We start from the raw sequence: 23,195 nt of genomic DNA, 5'->3' as shown, positions 1-23,195 counted from the left end.
ACTGTAATGGTAACTGTTGCAGTTTTACATACTGCAGGATTTACTGCTGTATTACAAACTGTATAATCTACGGTTACTGTTGTTCCTTCTTCTCCAGCTGCTGGTGTGTACGTCATTTCTCCTGTTAATGGATCAAATGTTACAACTCCTGTAGCTGTTCCTGTTCCTGCATCTACTATTGTAGTATTTGGACCTGGTAAATAATCATCATTTGTTAAGATATTTATTGTTCCTGGAACTCCTTCTACAACCGTTAATACATCATCTGCCACTGTTGGGTCTAGTGGGTTTGGATCTGTTGTGTCTGGATTACCATCATTATCATCATCTGGATCTGTGACATCTGGAATACCATCTTTGTCATTATCTGGCTGAACTGTAATGGTAACTGTTGCTGTACTACATACTGCAGGATTTACTGCTGTGTTACAAACTGTATAATCCACAGTTACTGTTGTTCCTTCTTCACCTGGAGCTGATGTGTATGTCATTTCTCCTGTTAATGGGTCAAATGTTACAACTCCTGTAGCAGTTCCTGTTCCTGCATCTACTATTGTAGTATTTGGACCTGGTAAATAATCATCATTTGTTAAGATGTTTACTGTTCCTGAAACTCCTTCTACAACTGTTAATACATCTCCACTTACTGTTGGAACTAATGGATTTGGATCTGTTGTGTCTGGATTGCCATCATTATCATCATCTGGATCTGTTACATCTGGATCTCCATCATTATCGTTATCATTTTGAACTGTAATGGTAACTGTTGATGTTCTACATACTGCAGGATTTACTGCTGTGTTACAAACTGTATAATCTACAGTTACTGTTGTTCCTTCTTCTCCTGGAGCTGATGTGTATGTCATTTCTCCTGTTAATGGGTCAAATGTTACAACTCCTGTAGCAGTTCCTGTTCCTGCATCTACGATTGTAGTATTTGGACCTGGTAAATAATCATCATTTGTTAAGATGTTTACTTTTCCTGGAATCCCTTCTACAACTGTTAATATATCTGCTCCAACTGTTGGAACTAGTGGGTTTGGATCTGTTACATCTGGGTTACCATCATTATCATCATCTGGATCTTCACTATCTGGAATTCCATCTTTATCTGTATCTAAATTATCTAAATAATCTGGTGTACCATCGTTATTATCATCATCATCTGTGAAATCTCCATTGTTGTTATTGTCTTCATCTTTTGTTGGAACTCCATCATTATCATCATCAATATCTAAATAATTTGGTATGCCATCGCCATCTGAATCATCATCTTGTGGGTCTCCATTAACATTTACAACATCTTCTTCTTTCGTTAGAATTCCATCTCCATCATCATCTGTATCTTGGAAATCTGGGATACCATCTTTATCAGTGTCTTGGGGAGTATCTTGTGTCACTCCACTTTCTGGTGTTGTTTCTATTAAATCGAATAATCCGTTAGCTCCTGAACCTATGTCTGAACCATCAATTATACCATCATTGTTTAAGTCTGTTTGACCGAAACCTGATTCTGTAAGATCATTTACGCCATCTCCGTCTGAATCTAAATCTAAATGATCTGGAATGTTATCTCCATCTGTGTCTCTATTTGGATTCCCATTTTGTTCAACTAAATCTGGAATACCATCATTATCATCATCTAAATCTACAGAATCTGGAACACCATCACCATCATTATCTTTGATTTCTCTAAAGTCTACTTCTGGATTACTTGGGTTGTCTAAATTAGGTAAATCTGATGCTCCTGCGTTTTGATCATCGTTTACATCAAATAAAGTTCCGATAGTTGGTACATCATCGTATGCATCTAATAAACCATCATTATCTGCATCGTTATTTGCTGTTGATTTTACAAAACCTGCTTCTTTAGTATCATCAATTCCGTCATTATCTGAATCTGTATCTAAATAATCTGGTATTTTGTCACCATCTGTATCTACGGTTGACAATCCACTAATTACTGCATTATCGTCATAAGCGTCTAATAAACCGTCATTATCTGAATCTACAATACCTACATTTGGCGGAATATACCCTGAACCTGTTACTTGTGCTTCTACGTTATCTGGAATACCGTCGTTATCTGAATCGATATCTTTATCATCTGATTTACCATCTCCATCACTATCAATTCCATCATTTACGGTAAATACTGGGAATGTACCTGGACCTGAAGGTAAAGATACTCCATTGGCTTGTGATGCTGTTGCTGATGTTGTGTTAGAAGCATCAAATAAACCATTGATAGCACATCCTGAAAATAATACTGATCCTAAATTTGTATTCGAAGTTGCAGATAATAATTCTGCAGAGAAACGAATATTAAATGAAGCAGAATTGTAATAACCAAAGAATGTTGCTAATCTTGGTGATAAATCTACTCCAGAATAGGTATCATCTGGACCTTGGAAAGTTACTAAACCTGTTGCTGGATTGTCTGTTACATTTAACAATGTTGCGTTATCTACTGCATACAATCCTGGTCTTGATAGAATTACAGATTCTCTTGCGTTTGCTCCATCTATATCATAAATAACTCCACTAAATCTGCTAATGTTATATAACGTGTTTGTGTTGTCATTTACCAAAATAACTTTGAATGCCATTTCTGCTTTATTACCTGTTGGTGTTGGCACTGTATATTCTGGTTGCCACGCATCTGGATTACCTGTTGTAGAGTTATCTATTGAGATTAAAGATGCTCCTCCTTGGATGTCTGTAATTTCAACAATTGCATCTAAAATACCTCCTGAACCTCCAAAACCTGTTACGTCTACTACATTTTCGAAACGATATTTTGCTCCAATTGAACCTGAACCTGTTACTCCTGTTCCTGCAACATAAACTGGATTTCTGAAGCTTACGTTAGGTAAAATACAATTTGGATAGTTTGCGTTTGCTGATGGTTCAAATCCTAAAGATTCTACAACATCTATAATACCATCGTTATCATCATCAATATCAATATCATCTGTGATACCATCTCCATCTGTGTCTACTAATACTCCAAATGTAACTTTATCTCTAAAATCTACTTCTGCTGTTCCTGGATCTTGATCATTAGGGAATGCTGTAACATCTTGCATATCGTTAGAAGGTCCGTTTGGATCTGTTGAACCACCTGAATTCAGATCGAAAGCGTCATCTAAACCATCGTTATCTGAATCTACTCCTGTAAATACTTTACCTGGTTCTGCTACATTATCACCATCTGTATCATAAGCTTCAACAGTGTCTAATAATCCATCTCCATCAGAGTCTGTATCTGTATAATCTGGTGTGTCTGTTCCATCAGTATTTACTGGGAATCTTATTGGATTACCTGAACCTGGTGCAGTTTCATAAACATCTGCTAAACCGTTTCCATCTGTATCTGGTCCTGGTGCAATGTATCCTGAAGTTGTTTGCCACTCGATATTATCTACAATTCCGTCATTGTCAGCATCAATATCTAAATAGTTAGGTATTGCGTCTGAATCTGAATTCATTGGAGTAATTATTGGATTTCCTGTTACGGAACCACAAGGTGTACAATCTGCATCGTAAGCATCATCTATACCATCTTTATCTGTATCAGTTCCTGAAGGAGCTACGTAATTTGAAGGGTTTTGACCTTCGATATTATCTATAATTCCGTCATTATCTGAATCTATATCTTGATAATTTGGTACTCCATCTCCATCTGTATCTGGTGTTGTTAATGGTGTAGTTGCAGTGTTATCATCTAAACCATCGTTGTTAGTATCAGTGAAATTATCCACTTTACCATCTCCATCTGTATCTATTCCACCACCTTCTACTAGGTCTGGAATTCCATCATTATCTCCATCAAGATCAAATTGATCTATAATACCATCTCCATCTGAATCGTATTTATCATCTATACCATCATTATTGTCATCTTTAGTGATATTGTCTGGATCTCTAAAATCTGGTATACCATCATTGTCTGTATCTTTTAAAGGATCATCTCCTCCATTTTCTACAGTATCTGGAATACCATCATTATCATCATCTAAATCTACAATATCAATAATACCATCACCATCATTATCTGACTGAACAGTAATTGTGATTTTAGCAATGTTAGATATTAAACCTAAATCATCTTTTACTGTGTAATTGATATTTGCAACTCCTGTAAAATCTGGTTCTGGCGTAAATATCACATTTCCTGCTGCATCTACTGTATAAGTTCCAACATTGGCAATTACTAATGGTGTAGTTGAATTACCTGTATTGTTTGGATTGTTTGGATCTATTAAAATAACTGTTGATGGATCTACTGTTCCATCAGCATCTGTATCGTTTGCTGCTATTGTAGCTACTGTAACTGGTGTGTTTTGAACAGTTGTTTCGCTATTATCTACTGCAACTGGTGCATCATTTTGACCAGTAACTGTAATATCTAAAGTAGTACTTGCGATACTAACTCCATCTGAAACAGTATATGTTACTTGTGGTACAGAACCTACAAAATCTAATGCTGGTGTGTATGTATAACTACCATCAGAATTTATTTCTAAAGTTCCTTCAGTTATTGTAGCTATTGTACCTGCAGGATAATCTGTTCCGTTAATTGTAAATTCTAATACTGTTAAAAGAGTTCCTTCTACATCTGAATCGTTTGCTAAAACTCCGTTTGCAGATGATACTGTTAATGGAGTATCTTCTGTTGTACTATTTACGTCTGCAACCACAATTGGTACATCATTAACTGGTGTGACAGCAATACTTATTTTAGCAGGTGTGCTTGTTACCAATCCATCATTATCTTTTACAGTATAGTTTATATCTGCAGATCCATTAAAATTAGATTCTGGTGTAAATGTTACATTTCCTAAATTATCTACAGTGTAAGTTCCAACTCCTGATATAACTAGTGGTGTAGAAGAGTTACCTGTATTTGCAGGATTATTTGGATCAATTAAAACTACTGTTGAAGGATCTACAGTATCATCATCTGTATCATTTCCTGTAATATTTGCTATTGTTACAGGTGTGTCTTCTAAAGTTGTAGCTGAGTCATTTACTGCAATTGGAGCATCATTAACTCCTGTTACTGTAATGTCTAATGTAGTTGTTGCTATTTCCACGCCATCAGTAACTGTATATGTTACTTGTGGCACAGTGCCTACATAATCTTTTGCTGGATTAAATGTATAACTACCATCTCCATTAACAGTTAATGAACCTTCAGTTAATGTTACTGTTGTTCCTGCTGCATATGAAGTTCCGTTTACAACAAACTGAGTTAATGTTAACGGAGTTCCGTCTGGATCTAAGTCATTTTTAATTAAACCATTTGCTGCAGAAACACTTAATTGTGTGTCTTCTGGTGTGGTATCTGTATCTGGATTTGCTACTGGAGCATCATTAACTCCTGTTACTGTTATTGTTAAAGTACTTGATGCCAATGCAGTTCCTGTACCATCTGAAATTGTATAGTTAATAACTGGTACTGGACCATTATAATTAGCTGCAGGAACATATGTATAACTACCATCTGCATTTATTGTGATGGTTCCTTCTGTAATTGTAACTGTATCTCCAGGATTGTAATTTGTTCCATTAACTTGGAACTTCGTTACCGTTAACGTTTCTCCTGGATTTGCGTCTGTATCATTATTTAATAATCCATTAGCTGCTGCTACAGTTAATGTAACATCTTCTGATGTAAATCTTACATCTGGGTTTGCCACTGGAGGTAATAAAGATTTTGGAACTTTTACAGAAACTGTTGCTGTATCACAAAGTCCATTTCCATCACAAACTTGGTAAACAAATACATCTGTACCTGTGTTAAATCCTGGGTTTGGAGTATAAGTAATTGTTCCATCTCCGTTTATTGTAACAGTTCCATTTGCTGGAGGAGTTACGATTCCAGAAACTGTTAATGTATCTCCATCTATATCTGTATCATTTGGTAATACTGGTATAATTACAGAAACTCCTGGGTCTGTAGATGAAATATCATCTGTTGCAACTGGTGCATCGTTAATTGGTGTTACTGTAATATCTAATGTACTATTTGCAGTATTTGTTCCGTCACTTAGTGTATAAGATATCGTTGGCACAGTTCCGTTGTAATTTGCTGCTGGTGTAAATGTATAACTACCATCAGAATTAATTACTAAGGAACCTTCTGTTAAAGTTACAGTGTTTCCAGCAACATATGTTGTTCCTCCAACTGTAAACCTTGTTACAGTTAATGAATTATTTTCTGGATCTGAATCGTTCTTCAACAATCCGTTTGTTGCATTTACTGTAATTGCTACATCTTCTGGAGTAGTATTTGTATCTGCTACTGCAATTGGCACATCATTCACTGGTAATACAGTAATTTTTAACGTACTTGTTGCTGTGTCTATTCCATCGCTTACTGTGTAGGTTACTGTTGGTACAGCTCCATTAAAGTTAGGTGCTGGAGTAAATACATAACTACCATTAGACTGTATTGTTAAAACTCCTTCTGTTAAACTAATTGGACTTCCAACTGTTGCTGGGTTTCCATTTACCATTAATGCTGTAACTGTCAGCACATCGTTTTCTATATCAGAATCGTTTGCCAAAATACCATTTGCTTCAGATACTGTTAAAACTGTGTCCTCATTTATGGTATTTGTATCTGCTACAGCAACTGGTGGGTCGTTTACTTCAATAACAGAAATTGTTAAAGATGCTGGTGTAGTTGCTGTTCCATCAGAAACATTATATGTAATTGGTGGTACAGAACCAAAGTAATTTAACGCTGGTGTAAATGTGTAACTACCATCTGAATTGATTTTTAAAGTTCCTTCTGTTAAGTTTGCAGATTGACCTGCATTGTATGTTTTACCATCAACAATATATGTTGAAATAGATAAAGCATCTCCGTCTATATCAGAATCATTTACCAATAGTCCGTCTGCTACTGATGCTGTGTAAGGAGTATCTTCAAAAATAAGATTTATAGTATCTTCATCCACAACAATAGGAGGATCATTTACATCTGCAACTGTAATTCCAATTGTTGCGACATTAGATGTTAATGGTGTTGTTGGATCGTTATCCTGTACAGTATAGTTAACATTTGCTGCCCCATTGTAATGATCTGCTGGATCAAATGTTACGTTTCCTAAGTTATCTACAGTATATGTTCCGACTCCCGGTATTATTAATGGTGTCGTTGAATTACCTGTGTTTGAAGGGTCACTTGGATCTATCAACGTTACAGTTGCTGGGTTTATTCCAGAATCATCTGTATCATTTGCTACAATTGTTGCTATAACAACCTCTGTATCTTCATTTGTTGTATTTCCTAAATCATCTACTGCTACTGGTGCATCATTTACTGCTCCAACTGTAATGTCTAGTTCTCCTGCTACAGTATCTACACCATCTGTTACATTGTAAATTACTTTAGGAATTGCTCCATTAAAGTCTGCATTTGGAGTGAATATATAACTACCATCTGGATTAATTTTTAATGTACCGTCGTTTAATACTGCTGTATCTCCTGCATTATAAGTAGTCCCTTCTGCTACAAATGTTGATATTGTTAATGGATCTCCATCTGGATCTGAATCGTTATTCAATAATCCATTCGCAGTGGATACTACTAATTGAACATCCTCTGGAGTTGTATTTGTTTCATTTTGAACCACTGGAACATCATTTACAGAGGTTACTGTAATTCCAATTGTTGCTACATTTGAGGTTAATGGTGTTGTTGGATCATTATCCTGAATCGTATAATTTACGTTTGCTGGCCCATTGTAATTGTCTACTGGATCAAATGTAACGTTTCCTAAATTATCAACACTATACGTACCAACTCCTGTAATTAATAACGGTGTTGTAGAATTACCTGTGTTTGAAGGATTGTTTGGATCTATTAAAGTAACCGTAGATGCATCTATTGCTACATCATCTGTGTCGTTACCTCCTATTGTTGGTATTATAATATCTGTATCTTCATTAGTTACGTTTCCTAAATCATTTACCGCTATTGGCGCATCATTTATTGGTGTAACTGTAATGTCTAAAGTTCCAGCAATTGGTGTTACCACATTACCATCTGTAACATTATAGGTTACTTGAGGTACAGTTCCATTAAAGTCTGAAGCTGGTGTAAATACGTAACCTCCATCTGCTAATATCTTTAACGTTCCTTCTGTAAGTGTTGCTGTTGTTCCTGAATTATACACAGTTGCATCTCCATCTATAGTAAAAGTTGAAATTGTTAATGGATCTCCATCTGCATCTGTGTCATTATTTAATAACCCATCTGTACTTGTTCCAGAAACCACTAATTGTGTATCTTCTGGTGTTGTATCAGTTTCATTTTGAACTACTGGAATGTCGTTTACAGAGATAACCGTTATTCCTATAGTTGCAACATTAGATGTTAAAGGTGTTGTTGGATCGTTATCTTTTATAGTATAATTAATATTTGCAGACCCGTTATAATTATCTTCTGGATCAAATGTTACATTTCCTAAATTATCTACAGTATATGTTCCAACACCGGTAATTACTAAAGGTGTTCCTGTTTGCCCTGTATTAGCAGGATTACTTGGATCTATTAGTGTTATTGTTGAAACATCAATACCTCCATCATCTGTATCATTCGCTCCAATAGTTGCTATAATTTTATTTGTATCTTCATTTGTTGTATTTCCTAAATCGTCTACTGCAACTGGAGCGTCATTTACTCCTGTTACTGAAATATCTAAAGTACTTGTAACAATATCTACTGTACCATCTGTAATTGTATAAGTTACTTGTGGTAAATCTGCTGTTGAATCTGGTGTAGGTACAAATGTATAACTACCGTCTGAATTTATTGTTAAAGAACCTTCTGGTAAATTAACTGCTACTCCAACTGTATATGTTGTTCCACCAATTTCAAACTCTTTTACAGAAAGTACATCTCCATCTATGTCTGTATCATTATCTAGTAAACCGTTTGCTGCACTAACTGTTAATGTTGTGTCTTCCAGAGTAGTTTTTACGTCTGGATTCGCTATTGGTGCGTCATTAATTGGGTTTACAGTAATTGTTAATGTACTACTTGCATTTGGAGTTCCTTGACCATCTGTAATTGTATAACTTACTGCTGGTACAACTCCGTTAAAGTCTGGTTTTGGTACAAAAACGTATCCTCCACCAGCATTTATTGTTAAATCTCCTTCTAAAAGATTTGCAGTATCTCCTGCATTATAAGTAGTTCCTTCTGCTACAAATTTAGTTACAGTTATTGGATCTAAATTTGCATCTGTATCATTTTTAATTAAGCTCTTTGGTGCTCCATCTGCAACTGTTAAAGTTACTTCTTCATCTGTTACATTGGTATCTGGATTTGCTACTGGAGAGAATGCAGATTGTGGAACTGTAATTGTTACTACTGCAGTATCAAACCCTCCATTTCCATCAGAGATTTGGTATGTAAATGTATCTGTTCCGTTATTAAATCCTGCTTGAGGAGTATATGTAACAACATCATCTGAAGTATCTCCTGGAGTTCCATTATCGAAAATAACAGCTGTTCCTTTTGTTGGAGCAACTGTAATTGCACTAACAGATAATACATCTCCATCTAAATCTGAATCATTCGTTAATACTGGGATGTTAACAGAAACTCCTGGATCTGTAGAAGAAGTATCATCAACAGCTACTGGATTATCGTTAACTGGTGTAACTGTAATTTTTAATGTACTGTTAGCAGTATTTACACCATCTGTTGCTGTATAAGTAATTGTAGGTACAGTTCCATTAAAGTTTAATGCTGGGGTATAATCGTAACTACCATCTGCATTTAATTTAATAGTTCCTGAAGGTATTGTTGCTGTTTGACCAGCATTATATGTTACACCTCCAACTGTAAATTTAGACACAGTAACTGTATCTCCATCAATATCATTATCATTACTTAAAACGCCTGTTGCTGCATTTACTGACAATACAGTGTCTTCTGGAGTTGTATTCGTATCTGCTACTAAATTTGGTGTGTCATTAACTGGTGTTACAGTTATTATTAATGTTGCAGTAGAAACATCTGTACCGTCAGAAACTGTGTAAGTAATTGTTGGTACTGTTCCATTAAAGTTTGCTGCTGGTACAAATACATAATCACCGTTTGTATTTATAGTAATTGTTCCTTCTGCAATACTTATTGGGTTTCCCGATATTACTGTGGTTCCTCCAACTTCAAATTGAGTTACTGTAATAGTATCTGCATCAAAATCTGAATCGTTTTTAAGAACTCCATTTGCTACTGAAACTGTTAGTGTTACATCTTCTGCTGTTGTGTTTGTATCTGCAACTGCTGTTGGTGCATCATTAACTGAGTTAATTGTAAGTGTTAATGTACTATTTGCTGTATTTGAACCATCTGTAATTGTATAGTTTACAACTGGTACTGCTCCATCATAATTTAATGCTGGTGTAAATGAATAACTACCATCTGCGTTTACTTTTATAACTCCTTCTGTAATTGTAGCAGAAGTTCCTGCTGTGTATACAGTTCCATTAATTGTAAAGTTAGATACTGTAATTGGATTTCCTTCAGGATCAGAATCGTTATTTAACAATCCTGTTGCTGCTGGTACATTTAGTGCTACGTCTTCATCTGTTGCATTTGTATCTGCAACTGCAATTGGTGAATCGTTTACTGGTGTTACAGTTATATCTAATGTTGATGATGCTGTTAAAACTCCATCTGTAATAGTGTATGTTACTTGTGGAACAGCTCCATTGAAGTTATTAGCTGGTACGTAAGTATAACCTCCATTTGAATCTAATTTAATAGTACCAGCAGCCGTTGTTGCTGTTTCTCCTGCTAAATAAGAAGTACCTTCTACTACAAAACCTGATACATTGATTACATCACCATCTATATCTGAGTCGTTTTTAAGAACTCCATTTGCAGCTGTAACTGTTAATTGAGTATCCTCAACTGTTGTGTTAGTATCTGCTACTGCAGTTGGTGCATCATTAACTGTGTTTACCGTTAATGTTAATGTACTTATTGCAGTATTAGTTCCATCTGATATAGTGTAATTAATTACTGGAACTGGACCGTTGTAATCTGTAGCTGGTGTAAATGTGTAACTACCATCTGAATTAATTTTAATTGTTCCTTCAGTAATATTAGCAGAAGATCCTGCTGTAAAAGTATTTCCACCAACTGTAAATTGTGTAACTGTTAATGGGTCGTTTTCTGGATCTGTATCATTCTTCAACAATCCATTAGCTGCTAGAACATTTAGTGGTGTGTCTTCGTTCGTAGAATTTGTATCTGTTAAAGCTACTGGCGAATCGTTTACTGGTAATACAGTAATATCTAAAGTAGATGTTGCTGTATCAGTTCCATCTGTTGCTGTATAAGTAACTTGCGGATAAGCTCCATTAAAGTTTGGTGCTGGATTGAATACGTAGCCTCCATCTGCATTTAACTTTAAAGTACCTTCTGTTAAGATAGCAGTAGCTCCTGCAGTGAAATCTGTTCCGCCAACTGTAAATTTAGTTACAGTGATTGTATTGTTTTCTTTATCAGTATCGTTTTTAAGAACTCCATTTGCGGCTGCAACTGTTAACTGTGTATCTTCTATAGTTGTATTTGTATCTGCAACTAAATCTGGTGCATCATTAACTGGAGTTACTGTAATTTGTAATGTTGTATTAGATGTATTTGTACCATCAGAAACTGTATATGTTATAGTTGGAACAGTTCCATTAAAATTCGCTGTAGGTGTAAATGAATAACTTCCATCTGAATTTAATTTGAGTGAACCTTCAGTTAATGGTACAGTATCTCCTGCATTATAGGTTGTTCCTCCAACAGTAAAATTGGTTACTGTTAAAGCATCCATATCTATATCTGAATCATTTTTAAGAACTCCATTTGCAGCTGTTACTGTTAAGGTAACATCCTCTGCAACAGTATCCGTATCTGGTACTGCTGTTGGAGCATCATTAATTGGATTCACTTTAATATCTAAAGTACTTGTTGCAGATAAATTACCATCTGAAACTGTATAAGTAACTTGAGGTACATCTCCATTGAAATTTAACGCTGGCTGGAAAGTATAACTACCATCTGCTTTTATATTTAATGTTCCTTCTGTTAAAACTACATCTGTATTTATAGTTCTTGTTCCTCCATTTACAGTATAACCTGTTACTACTAAAGGATCATTATCTACATCTGTATCGTTTTTAAGAATTCCATTTACCGATGAAACTGATAATAAAGTGTCTTCATCAGTACTATTTGTATCTGGATTTGCAACTGGTCTATCGTTAACTGGGTTTACTTTAATGTCTAAAGTTGCTGTTGTAGTTGTTGTTCCGTCTGAAACTGTATATGTAACTTGAGGAATATCTCCATTAAAATCTCCAGCTGGAGTAAATGTATAACTACCGTCTGATTTTACAACTAAAGTTCCTTCAGTAATTGTTACTGTAGTACCTGCTGGATAAGAAGTCCCTCCAATAGTAATTTGAGTAACTGTTAATGGATCGTTATCTACATCTGAATCGTTTTTAAGAAGTCCATTTGCTGCTGTAACTGTTAACGTAGCACCTTCATCTACAGTGTTTGTATCTGCTACTGCTACTGGAACATCATTTGTTGGTGTTATTGTAATGCCAATAGTTGCTTGGTTTAATGAAGTAACTCCTTCATTATCTTTAATAGTATATTTAATATTTGCTGGACCGTTAAAGTTTGCGACTGGAGTAAATACTACGTCTCCATTTGCATTTACAGTATATGTTCCTACTCCAGAAATTACTAATGGTGTACTAGAATTTCCAAAGTTTGAAGCATTATTAGGATCTATTAATCTTACTGTTGATGGGTCTATTGTTCCGTCATCTGTATCGTTTGTTCCAATTGCTGCAATCGTTACAGGATTGTCTTCATTAGCAACATTTCCTAAATTATCTACTGCTACAGGTGGATCATTAACTGGTGTTACAGAAATGTTTAGTGTTGCCATTACATCTACTGTTCCGTCTGTCATTGTATATGTTACTTCTGGTACATTTCCATTAAAATCTTCTGCGGGTGTAAATGTGTAGCTACCGTCTGATAATAATGTAAATACTCCTTCTGTTAAAGTAACAGCTGTTCCAACTGTAGTAGTTGTTCCATTAATTTCGAATTCTTTAACGCTTATTGCATCACCATCTAAATCTGAATCGTTTTTAAGAACTCCATTTGCGGCTGTAACTGTTAACTTAGTGTCTTCTGGTGTTGTATTCGTGTCTGCTACTGCTACTGGAGCATCGTTTGTAGGATTTACAGTAATGTTTAAAGTACTTGTATCATCTGTTGTTAAACCAGAGCTATCTGTAACTGTATACGTAATTTCTGGTACTGCTCCATTAAAGTTTGCTACTGGAATAAACTCGTAACTACCATCTTGGTTAATTTTTATTGAACCAACGTTTGGAATACTTGTAATTGTTCCAGGTGTTTTTGTTCCTGGAATTCCTGCAATTGTATAGCTTACTACTTTTAAAGCATCTAAATTTCCATCTGTATCATTCTTTAGTATTCCATTTGCAGCAGAAACTGTTAAAGTTGTGTCTTCATTTACTGAATTCGTATCTGGGTTTGCAACTGGTGGAAAAGGCGAAATTGGCACTGTAACAGTTACAACTGCTGTATCTGTTCCTCCATTTCCATCTGAAATTTCATATGTAAAACTATCTGAACCATTGTTGAAACCTGAATTTGGTGTATACTTTATTGTTCCATCAGAATTAATAGTCGCTGTTCCATTTGATGGTTGTGCTGTAATACTACTTACTATAATTGTGTCTCCATCTAAATCATTATCATTCGTTAAAACCGGAATGTCAACAGCAACTCCTGGATCTGTTCCTGTTGTATCGTTTGTTGCAACTGGATCGTCATTTACAGGGGTAACAGTAATATTTAATTTCGCATTGTCGGTATTTGTACCATCACTTATTGTATAAGTAATTTCTGGTACTGTTCCATTAAAGTCGGCAACTGGTACAAAACTATAACTACCATCTGTGTTTATTGTGATGGTTCCAACATTTGGTATGGCTCTTACTCCTGGTGTTGTTGGTGTTACTGTTACTGTGGTTCCGCTAACTACAAATTGAGTCACATTTAAGGTGTCTCCATCTACATCTGTATCATTATCATCGATTAATCCATCTGCTTTGGCTACTGTTAATGTAGTATCTTCATTTACTGTTGCTGTGTCATCTACTGCTACTGGTGCATCGTTTTGTGGTACAATTGTTATTGTTAATGTACTTGTTTGTGGTGATGTTCCATCCGTGGCTGTATACGTAATTACTGGTACTGCGCCTACATAATCTTGGGCTGGTGCAAAAACATAACCTCCATCTGCATTCATTTGGAAAGTTCCTACATTTGGAATCGTTACTGCTGGGTCTCCTGCATTTGTGCTTCCTGAAATTCCTGCAATGGTAAAACTTGATACTGTTAAAGTCGTTCCTGCATCTACATCTGTATCATTCTTTAAAACTCCATTTGTGCCTGTTACTGTTAAGGTAACGTCTTCATTTGTAGAATTCGTGTCTGCTACTAATACTGGATCGTCATTTACTGGGGTTACAGTAATATTTAAAGTACTGTTTGCTGTGTTTGTACCATCACTTACTGTATAGGTAATTTGAGGTACTGTTCCATTAAAGTCGGCAACTGGTACAAAACTATAACTACCATCTGTATTTATTGTAATTGTTCCAACATTTGGTATTGCGCTTACTCCTGGTGTTGTTGGTGTTACTGTTACTGTAGTTCCGCCAACTACAAACTGAGTTACATTTAATGTATCTCCATCTACATCTGTATCATTATCATCGATTAATCCATCTGCTTTGGCTACTGTTAAAGTAGTGTCTTCTGCTATACTTGCAGTATCTGGATTTGCTACTGGCGCGTCATTTACTGCATTTACTGTAATAATTTGATTTGCGGTTGCTGTTTCTCCATTTCCATCACTTATTACATAAGCAAATGTTGAGGTTCCATTATAATTTGCAGTTGGCGCAAAACTTATTACTCCTGAAACTGTTGTGGTTACAACTCCATTTGGAACTGTAATTGTTTGAGCAACTCCTGGTGTTAAAGTTGTTCCATTAATACTTGTTATTGTTAATGTATCGCCATCAATATCACTATCGCCTGTTAATGGTAATAATGCTACTGAGGTGTCTTCATTAGTTGTATAGGTATCATCTACTGCTACTGGTACATCATTTACTGGGGTTACAGTAATATTTAAAGTACTGTTTGCTGTGTTTGTACCATCACTTACTGTATAGGTAACTTGAGGTACTGTTCCATTAAAGTTTGCAACTGGTTCAAAACTATAGCTACCATCTGCATTAATAGTCAATGTTCCTACATTTGGAATTACTCTTGTTCCTCCCGTAGTTAAATCTACAGGTACTGTGGTTCCATTCACTACGAATTGGGTAATAGCTAATATATCTCCATCTATATCTGTGTCATTTAAGTCTATTAATCCATCTGCTTTGGCTACTGTTAATGTAGTGTCTTCTGCTAGACTCGCCGTATCTGGATTTGCTACTGGCGCGTCATTTACTGCATTTACTGTAATAATTTGATTCGCGGTTGCTGTTTCTCCATTTCCATCACTTATTACATAAGCAAATGTTGAGGTTCCATTATAATTTGCGGTTGGCGCAAAACTTATTACTCCTGAAACTGTTGTGGTTACAACTCCATTTGGAACTGTAATTGTTTGAGCAACTCCTGGTGTTAAGGTTGTTCCATTAATACTTGTTATTGTTAATGTATCGCCATCAATATCACTATCGCCTGTTAATGGTAATAATGCTACTGAGGTGTCTTCATTAGTTGTATAGGTATCATCTACTGCTATTGGTGCATCATTTACAGGAGTAACAGTAATATTCAATTTCGCATTGTCGGTATTTGTACCATCACTTATAGTATAAGTAATTTCTGGTACTGTTCCATTAAAGTCGGCAACTGGTACAAAACTATAACTACCATCTGTGTTTATTGTGATGGTTCCAACATTTGGTATGGCTCTTACTCCTGGTGTTGTTGGTGTTACTGTTACTGTGGTTCCACCAACTACAAATTGAGTTATATTTAATGTATCTCCATCTACATCTGTATCATTATCATCGATTAATCCATCTGCTTTGGCTACTGTTAATGTAGTATCTTCATTTACTGTTGCTGTGTCATCTACTGCTACTGGTGCATCGTTTTGTGGTACAATTGTTATTGTTAATGTACTTGTTTGTGGTGATGTTCCATCTGTGGCTGTATACGTAATTACTGGTACTGCGCCTACATAATCTTGGGCTGGTGCAAAAACATAACCTCCATCTGCATTCATTTGGAAAGTTCCTACATTTGGAATGGTAACTGCTGGGTCTCCTGCATTTGTGCTTCCTGAAACTCCTGCAATGGTAAAGCTTGAAACTGTTAAAGTTGTTCCTGCGTCAACATCTGTATCATTCTTTAAAACTCCATTTGCACCTGTTACTGTTAAAGTAACATCTTCATTTGTAGAGTTCGTGTCTGCTACTAATACTGGATCGTCATTTACTGGCGTTATTGTAATATCTAAAGTTGAGTTTACAGAATTTGTTCCATCACTTACTGTATAGGTAACTTGAGGTACTGTTCCGTTAAAGTCGGCAACTGGTACAAATGTATAGCTACCATCTGCATTTATTGTGATGGTTCCTTTTCCTACAATTGTTGTACTTCCTCCAGAAGTAGGATCTACAGTAACTGTAGTTCCATCTACTACGAATTTTGTAACGCTTAATGGATTTGCATCAACATCTGAATCATTCTTTAATAAACCATCTGCTGCTGCTACATTTAAAGTAACATCTTCTGCAGATGTTCCTGAATCTGGTTGTGCTACTGGTGCATCATTTACAGGTGTTACTGTAATATCTAAGGTAGCTTGATTAGAAACTAAACCATCATCATCTTTTATTGTATAAAAAATATCTGCAGAGCCATTAAAATTTTCTAAAGGTGTGAAAACAACTGTTCCTGCTCCATTTACAGTATATGTTCCAACATTTGCAATTACTAATGGCGTTCCTGTTGTTCCGGTATTGGAAGGATTGCTTGGATCGATTAAAATAACAGTTGTTGGGTCTATAGTACCATCTACATCTGTATCATTTGCTCCAATAGTTGTTAATGTTTGAACAGCTCCTTCTAGACCTGTAGAAGAGTCGTTATTTGCTACTGGTGCATCATTAACATCTGTAACAACAATATCTATATTTGCTTGATTCGAAGTATTATTACTACTATCTTTAATAGTATACTTAATATCTGCATCACCGTTGAAATTTAGAACTGGTGTAAAAGTCACGTTTCCTAATGGATCTACAGTATATGTACCAACATTAGCAATTACTAAAGGTGTTCCTGTTTTTCCTGTGTTTGATGCATTATCTGGATCAATTAATATAATTGTTGAAGCGTCTGGAGTAGTATCTTCTACATCTGTATCATTGGCTGCAATTGTAGACACTGTTATTGGAGTGTCTTCATTTGTAGTATTGTTTAAATCATCTACCGCAACTGGTGGATTGTTTGAAACTGTTAAAGTTGCTGGTGGAGTTGAAGGAATATCACAGGCATAATCTGTTTTAGAGACAATTACTTGATATTTATATCCGTTTTGAGTTGTTGTTAAGTTACTAACACTTAGTTGATTTGTAGTTGCTCCTGAATATATACCTCCGTTAGTAATATCTGTAAATGTTGTACCACCATCTGTACTTTCTTGCCATTGAAATACATTTCCTGTTGAAACGACTTCAAAAGTAACAGAGCCATTAATAAAACCATTTTGATCTGATGGTTGTGTGCTAATAACTACTGGTGTTCCTGCTGTTGTTACATTTACATTTGTACCAGAATATGATGCTCCTGTTACAGTACCATCTGTTTCGTAACCTGTTCCTGATACTTCTCCAGGTTTGGTTGTACTTTCTGTAAAACCTGCTTCTACTGCGTCTGGACAAGAATCGTTGTCTGAATCTGTATCTTGATGATTTGGAATTCCGTCTAAATCAGTATCAAAATTATCATTAATTCCGTCTGAATTTGTATCTACAAAACCTGGATAATCTGAATCTTTAAAATCTTGTGTTCCATCGTTATCTGAATCTGCATCTGGATTAACATTTCCTGGTGATTCTACAGTATCTAAAATACCATCATTATCATCATCTAAATCTACTGCATCTGCAACACCGTCATTATCATTGTCTAAAATATCTCTGTAATCTACATCTCCACCAGAAGCAACATCATTGTCTTCGTCTGGTGAATTGTCTGCTTGTGTGTTGTCTAAATTACCATTTACATCTGCAAAAGTATCTGCGGCTTCAACAGTATTGTCTAAACCATTTGTGCCTACAGTTTCGTTTGTTTGTCCATTTCCATTGGTGTCATTAGTTGCGTTTCCAAATTCTACGATATCTTTTATTAAATCGTTGTCTGAATCTAAATCTAAATAATCTGGATTGTCTGTACCATCTGTATTTACAGGTATAATTGCTGTTCCACCATCTGTTGTATCGTAAGCATCATCTAAACCATCTTCATCTGTATCTGTAAAAGTTGCTGAAGGTGCTATATAACCAGCTGTTGTTTGTGCTTCAATATTATCTGGAATGGTATCGTTGTCTGAATCTAAATCTAAGTGATTTGGAATGGTATCGTTGTCTGAATTTGGAATTGTTAATGGTGTTCCTGCATTAAATCCTGAGCTACCTCCTGGATCTTGATCTACTGGATCTACAGAATCTGCCAATCCATCTGAATCTGCATCATTTGCAGTACCAGAACCAATTTCTCCATCTCCATCTGGATCTGTTCCTCCTGCTTCGATTGCATCTACAATACCATCATTATCTGAATCGATATCTAAGAAATCTCTTCTGGCATCTCCATCTGTATTTGGAAGTGCTAAGTTAGATGTTGTTGCTGTACCTGTGGTTGCTGTATCTGTAGATACGTCTAAAGGAATACCGTTTGCATTTACATCTGAACTTGTAAGAGTACCTGTTCCTGGTTGACCATTTTTGTCTGGATCATTTGTACCTCCTGCTTCATAATAATCTGGTATACCATCATTATCTGAATCTAAATCGAAATAATTTGGAATACCATCTCCATCTGAATCTGTTGGATCTGTTCTTGGGTCATTATCAAGATCAGCGTTTAAATCTTCATCTGTATCTAAAATACCGTCATTATCATCATCTAAATCTACAATATCATTAATACCATCTCCATCATTATCTTGGTTAGATGCTTCTCTCCAATCTCTATCACCTCCTGCAGGATCTACATCTGGTTGAGTATTTGGTGTTTGCCCACCATTTGTTGCGTTATTTGTTGTTCCTGTTCCTGAAACTTCATCAAAATCATCGTGTAAACCATCTCCATCTGCATCTACAAATTTTGCTACATCAACTATTCCGTTTGAATCTGCATCTAAATTATTGGTTGTAACTATTGTTTTATAAAATCCTTCATTAATATCATTAATTCCATCATTTTCTGCATCTGTATCTGCATAATCTGGTGCAGAACCTCCATCAGTATTTGTATAACCTGCTGCAATACCACCTGTTGCATCTACATCATAGGCATCATCTATACCATCGTTGTCTGAGTCTGTTCCTGTTGGTGCTTTGTATTGTGCTGTTGATTGTCCTTCAATATTATCTAAAATACCGTCATTATCAATATCAATATCTAAGTAATTTTTTACACCATCTCCATCTCTGTCTTGGTTGAATCCAAAACCTCCTAAAATATTTCCAGCAAAATCTGGGTCATTTGTATCTGCTAAACCATCTGCATCTGAGTCTGCTGGAATTCCTGTTCCAACAATACCATTATTGTCTCCATCTGTAACTTGGAAGTTTCCTTCGAAGGTATCTGGTAAACCATCACCATCTGAATCTAAATCTAAATAGTTTGGTAAAGCATCCGTATCTGAATTTAAGAAAGTTGGAAACGTAGCAAGTGTTGGAGCAGATATTCTATCATCCCAACCATTATTATCTGCATCTACAAAACCATCTATTACTCCGTTATTATCAGTATCATTAAATGTGGCATTATTTGAAAATGCTTCTTCTGTATCTGAAATACCATCGTTATCTGAATCTCTATCTAACGAATTTATTAATGTTGAAACAATATCTGAAGATGCATCTGTATTTCTTGGAGCTGTTGCTGCAACTCCACTTTCTGGTGCAGTTTCTAAAACATTTCCGAAACCATTTGCACCAACTAATGCTGGCGTTGCTGAAGCATCTGCAATACCATCGTTATTTGTATCTGCATAACCTGCTTCTAAAACATCTGGAATGGCATCGTTATCTGAATCTAAATCTAAGTGGTTTGGAATTCCATCGCCATCGAAATCAAATTGTGCAGTTCCTCCTGGAAAATCTGCATCTAAATAATTTAATATTCCATCGCCATCAGCATCTGCAGTTGGGTCTATTCCTTGTCCTTCAACAATATCTAAAATACCATCATTGTCTGAATCTAAATCTACTTTATCTGCAACACCATCGTTATCTGAATCTGGATCTATTGTAATTGTTAGTATTGAAGAAGCTGTTCCTGGAGTTCCTGGATTATTATCAGTAATATTATATGTTGCTACTGGAACTACTCCTGTATAATTTGTATCTGGTGTAAATACATAACTACCATCGTCATTAATTTGTAAAGTACCTACTCCTATTATAGTTGCTGTTTCGTTTGCATTTTTCGTTTGTCCGTCAATTGTAAATGTTGTTACATTTAACGTTGTTGCTACATCTACATCTGAATCATTACTTAAAACTCCGTTTGCTGCTGTAACTGTTAATGTTGTATTTTCTGTTGTAGAGTTTACATCTGCAACTGCAACTGGCACATCGTTTACTGGTGTAATTGTGAAACCTAAAGTTGCTTCGTTTGATGTAAAACCACTATCGTCTTTAATAGTGTATTTAATGTCTGCTGTTCCATTGAAGTTTGCCTCTGGCGTAAAAACAACAGTTCCTGCTGCATCTACTGTATAAGTTCCTTTTCCTGCTATTACTAAAGGTGTTCCTGTTTTACCTGTATTTGCCGCATTTGTTGGATCTATTAAAATAATTGTTGATGGAACTACATTTCCATCTTCATCTGTATCATTGGCTCCAATTGTTGTTAATGTAATTGGATTGTCTTCTAATGCTGTCCCAGATTCACCAACTGCTACTGGTAAATCGTTTATTGCTGTAACTGTTATATCACCAGTACCTGTTACTGGTGGTGCAATACCATCTGAAACTGTATAGGTGAAATCTCCTGGATCATCTGTTCCGTTATATTCTGCAGGTGCATCATAAGTTAAGCCTGCAACTTCTGCAGGTGTTAATGTTGCTCCGTTTGCAACTACATCTCCATTTGCTTTTTTTACTACACCTAGTGTTGGTAAACCTGTAACTGTAATTGTTAATGTGTTTCCATCAGGATCTGTTGGTGCTGTGAAACCTAATGAAGTAGCTAAACTTTCTTCATCTACAGTTATTGCATTGCTACTTGCAACTGGTGGATCATTTGTAAATGTTGTTAATGTACCTGCATTTGAAGTAATTGGACAAACATAATCTGTTTTTGAGACAATTACTCTAAATTTATAATTATTTTGAGCAGCTGTAACTCCAGAAATGGTTAGTGTATTTGTTGTTGTTCCACTATAAACACTTCCGTTTAAAATAGTGTTGTACGTTGCTCCACCATTTGTACTTAATTCCCATTGAAATACGTTTCCATCTGTGGTTACTGAAAATGTTGTTGTTCCTCCAACAATAATATTTCTGTTTGGTGGTTGTGCTGTAATTGTTGGTGCTGTACCAGCAGAAGAAACATTAGAATTTGTTCCTGTATATGCTGTTGTAAAACCTGTTACTTTTCCGTCTGTTGAACTATAACCTGTTCCACTAACTTCACCTGGTTTTGTTGCACTTTCTTTATGACCTGCTTCGATTACATCATTACATCCATCTCCGTCTGCATCTGTATCAAACTGATCTATTTTACCATCTTGGTCTAAATCGTATCTATCGTCAATATTATCGGAATTTCCATCTACAAAACCAACAAGAGCTGGATCTTGGTAATCTAAAATTCCATTGTTGTTTGTATCTACAAATGGATCTCCACTTGTAGCATTTTCTGCTGTATCTAAAATACCATCATTATCGTCATCTAAATCACAACCATCTGCAACTCCATCATTGTCATTATCTGCATTATCGTCAAAACCATTACATTTATCTACAGAGTCTAAAACTCCATCTCCATCTGTATCTCCATCTACCTTAACAATTGCTGTTGCTGTATCACAGTTTGTTGTATTTACTTTTTCACAAATTTTATACGTAATTGTGTAGGTTCCTGTAGCAGAATTTGCTGGTACATTAACGTTTCCATTTGTATCTACAGTTACTCCTGTTAAACCTCCATCATTTTCTATTGTTATATTTATATCTGCGTCTGTAACTGCAACTCCATTTAACAAATCGTTTGTTGTAATATCACCAGATGCACCTCCAGTAATACCATTAACAACTGTAGTTGAAAAATCATCATTTACAGCATCAATATCATTTATTGCTATCACACTTGCAAAAGAGATATCATCTTCATGAACATTTTCTGTATACATAAAAGTTTGCGCACTTGTTAACTCTGTTGCATTTAAAGAAAATGTATTATCTATTTTTGTTGCTGTAATTTCTGCTGCTGTAATTGTGTGTGTTCCTTTATATATCCAGCATTCGTTTACATCTAAAATAGCGTTGTTGTTTGTATCTCCACTATCTAATGTCATAGTTGTACCTAATGACGATGTGAATGTAACCGCATTTAATGCTGTACCTCCTGAATTAATAACTGATGCTGTATACTCTATAGTATCGCCAGCATTATCACTACCATTTGGTGTTGTAGCATTAACAATAATGTTTACACCTTGGGCGTAAGAAAAACTTGATAAAAGCCCAATTACTAAAACAAGTAAAATTTTCCTTACCTGTTGCTGGGTTTTATCTTTTAAGTTGAAAATTGTGTGCATTTTTTTCATCTTTATTATTCT

General features: G+C 35.6%; 1 protein-coding gene. It reads right to left on the bottom strand.

The features are described 5' to 3' along the window. The coding region (locus FDT66_RS08005) for a tandem-95 repeat protein (RefSeq protein ID WP_171032350.1) at nucleotides 1-23,174 on the bottom strand (23,174 nt) is incomplete at its 3' end. Nucleotides 23,175-23,195 lie beyond the last annotated feature (21 nt).

This window comes from Polaribacter aestuariivivens (assembly GCF_005885675.1).
GTDB lineage: Bacteria > Bacteroidota > Bacteroidia > Flavobacteriales > Flavobacteriaceae > Polaribacter > Polaribacter aestuariivivens.
Note: the sequence above shows the minus strand (reverse complement) of the source record. Positions and strands in the feature narration are given on the sequence as shown.